Raw genomic sequence first — 574 nt, 5'->3', positions numbered from 1 at the left:
GACCACCTGGGAGGTCTTCGAACGGGCCGGCGTCGCCCCGTCCTCGGTGCGCGGCAGCCGTACGGGCGTCTTCGCCGGCGTCATGTACCACGACTACGGGGCGCGCCTGCACGCCGTCCCCGACGGAGTCGAGGGATACCTCGGCACGGGCAGCTCCAGCAGCATCGTCTCGGGCCGCGTCGCCTACACCTTCGGCCTGGAGGGCCCGGCGGTCACCGTCGACACGGCCTGCTCCTCCTCGCTGGTCGCCCTGCACCTCGCGGCGCAGGCCCTGCGCAACGGCGAGTGCGACCTCGCCCTGGCCGGCGGTGTGACCGTGATGTTCACGCCGGGCACCTTCATCGAGTTCAGCCGCCAGCGCGGTCTCGCCGCCGACGGCCGCTGCAAGTCCTTCGCGGCCGCCGCCGACGGCACCGGCTGGGGCGAGGGCGCGGGCATGCTCCTGCTGGAGCGGCTCTCCGACGCCCGCCGCAACGGCCACCAGGTCCTGGCCGTGGTCCGGGGCTCCGCCGTCAACCAGGACGGCGCCAGCAACGGGCTCACCGCCCCCAACGGCCCCTCCCAGCAGCGCGTC

Annotated in this window: 1 protein-coding gene; it reads left to right on the top strand. The window is 74.7% G+C overall.

The annotated features are described in order from the left end of the window. Window positions 1-574 (top strand): polyketide synthase (locus OG982_RS30915; RefSeq protein WP_266950292.1); only part of this gene is annotated, 574 nt, incomplete at both ends.

It is taken from the genome of Streptomyces sp. NBC_01551, from assembly GCF_026339935.1.
Lineage (GTDB): Bacteria > Actinomycetota > Actinomycetes > Streptomycetales > Streptomycetaceae > Streptomyces.
The sequence above is the reverse complement of the archived record's forward strand: the minus strand, read 5'-3'. Positions and strand labels throughout refer to the sequence as shown.